Here is a 2,236-nt window from a genome sequence, read left to right on the forward strand (position 1 = left end):
AACCCACCACAGATGCCGGATATACGACTGCAGGTGATTCAACCCGGAAAGTCAAAAACACGATCTGTCTTGATTCATGGGGGAGGCCATATATGCCGGGTTAGAAGGCTGGTGGCTCATGCGCTACTTTAACCAGGAAGGAGTGACTAGCCCAGGCTCGGGTGGGAGCGTGATTTCCTCTCCGTTACTGAGGCGAACGGTTCCATTCTCTGCCCCACCGAACAGTCGCCCCGTGCCTTTTGCCCACAGGGGAAACAGTGCGATGTTTTCTCCGTGACGTGCCGGAAATTTGAAACATAGAAACGTAATGCCGCTATGTTCAATAGCGTCACCCTCACTGAAACCAAACGATTGCAGTGAGGCGTTCTTGTCGAGCCACGCGCCAAATAGATTGCTCACGCTTAGCCAGTTTTCTTCGGAGCGTGCCTCAATGTACCAGCGAGTAATCATTGGTGCCTTCTAACGCCCAGGTTAACCGGCGCCGAAGCCGTAGGCGGAGGGCACCAACACTGGCCATGAAAATGCCGAAGGCATTGCCAGTGTTGGCGTCCGCGTTGAACCGCCAGTTAGGTTTTTTCGCGAAGGCCCCGGAGATAGCGAGTGATTATTCATCGGTCTTGACGTTGGAGGCGGAAAGCTTATTATCTCGACCTGCATCAATCACGACAATGGCTTTTGATCCAGTGAGCTTTAGTTCATTCAGAACGCGTACTGTCTTTACAAGCTCTATCTCAGAAAAGCACATGATGACTTTTATTGATTGCTTGGTCTGATTTGCTGCCTCGTAAACCGCGACTTGATTCTCCAAGTTTTGCTTCAACTTAGAGTTGCTTGCGAGCTTGAATTCAACAAGAGTGCTGTCCTTTGAGCCTCTTGATATTTTGTAGTCTACCGGGCCTCTCCCATTATTGACCTCACTGTTTACATCATCTTGGGCTGCATACCAGGTGAGGCGGAACATGAGCTGTAGGTCAGACTCCCGCTTGACGGGTTGGCCTTTGACATAAAAAACTCTATAGCCGTCGTTGTTCTCAATTACTTGCTTTAAAAAGTGAACTCGCTTGAGGGTTTCGTCGAACGTGTCGTTTGGCTCGGCATAGAAATTTTTCTCTGAGTGCAGCTTTGTGATGAGGCTGCTGACTTGAGAAATAAAAACTGACTCGGTTTCCCTGATTTTTTCATCGCTGATCTTGACTGCGTCTGCGCCGTTATCTTCTTTGAATTTGATGTAGTAGTCGATCAGTTCTGGGAATTTTCTAAGTGTCGCTGCCACTGCACGATTAATGTCTTTTTGATTTGCGTCGTCCGGAATCTGTCGAGCTAGATATTCGTTGACTTGACTGCGAAGGACCTCGTTCGGTAGCGATTCGGAGACTTCGTCGAAATCGCCAATGAGATCGTGCTTGTTTATCCATGCCTCATCCTTTGTAAGGAGGTCTTTCGGGGTTAGTAATACGAAGTCGCCATCAATAAAAGGCAGCTCATAGTGTGCCGTTTGCCAACTTCGCGTTTCATAGTTGAACTTTGTGTGGGTTACTGGAACGCGCTTAATTCTATTTGCATGCAAATGTTGTTTTGCAAATTTTTGCGTGTATTCGCAAAGGAAACCTTTTATTAGATTGGTTGCGAAGTCGCTAATATTGTCTTTACCCACTCCGTCTTTAATGAGGCAAAGTTTTTCAAGGTGGCTGCTCTTGGTGATTTTCTCTTCCCCAAAGTCTCTAAAGACCGAGTGGAGATTGTCGTTGAGTGCTGTGCTAAATACTTGGCCAAGCCCGGAGCCTCCGTTCCCAACTTTGCTGTACCCCAGCCATGTTTGTTTTACTTCTGGAAACCTGAACCAGGATCGCAAGAGTCCAGGTGATATTTCGCCCTCCGCCGATATTTCGCGCAAGAAGCGAACATATTTTATGATCCCAGCGTGAAGGCTCTGATATTCCGGCTTGTCGCTATTGAAAAGCAAGAATGGGTCAATGAATACCGGGAGATCGTTGATTAGTGAAATATTGAACGCACCGTAGGCGTCTAGCACCTCTGGTGCAACACCAAAGTAATCAGAGAAGTAGACGCTAACCTGCATTTGGCTCTTTCAATTTTCTGGTAGTCGCAAGGTCTGGCTAAGAAAACCTAACGAATAGCGTTTATCCGCCGCAGCGGCGACGTGGGAGGAAGGCAAGGCGGCATGGCGGCGGATAAACCTCGTTGGACTGAACCGCCGCGACGGCGGATGCTAGGG

At 48.3% G+C, this 2,236-nt stretch carries 2 protein-coding genes; both read right to left on the reverse strand.

The window, feature by feature from the left end:
- Positions 1 to 123: 123 nt before the first annotated feature.
- Complete coding sequence (locus C7389_RS25020) at positions 124 to 450, reverse strand: hypothetical protein (protein WP_162851837.1); 327 nt, start codon at positions 448 to 450, stop codon at positions 124 to 126.
- A gap of 154 nt (positions 451 to 604) precedes the next feature.
- Positions 605 to 2,080, reverse strand: a complete 1,476-nt coding sequence (locus C7389_RS24620; RefSeq protein WP_133595303.1) for a hypothetical protein — start codon at positions 2,078 to 2,080, stop codon at positions 605 to 607.
- Between the last annotated feature and the right edge of the window lie 156 nt (positions 2,081 to 2,236).

Origin of the sequence: Azoarcus indigens (assembly GCF_004361735.1) — a bacterium.
Classification (GTDB): Bacteria; Pseudomonadota; Gammaproteobacteria; order Burkholderiales; family Rhodocyclaceae; genus Azoarcus; species Azoarcus indigens.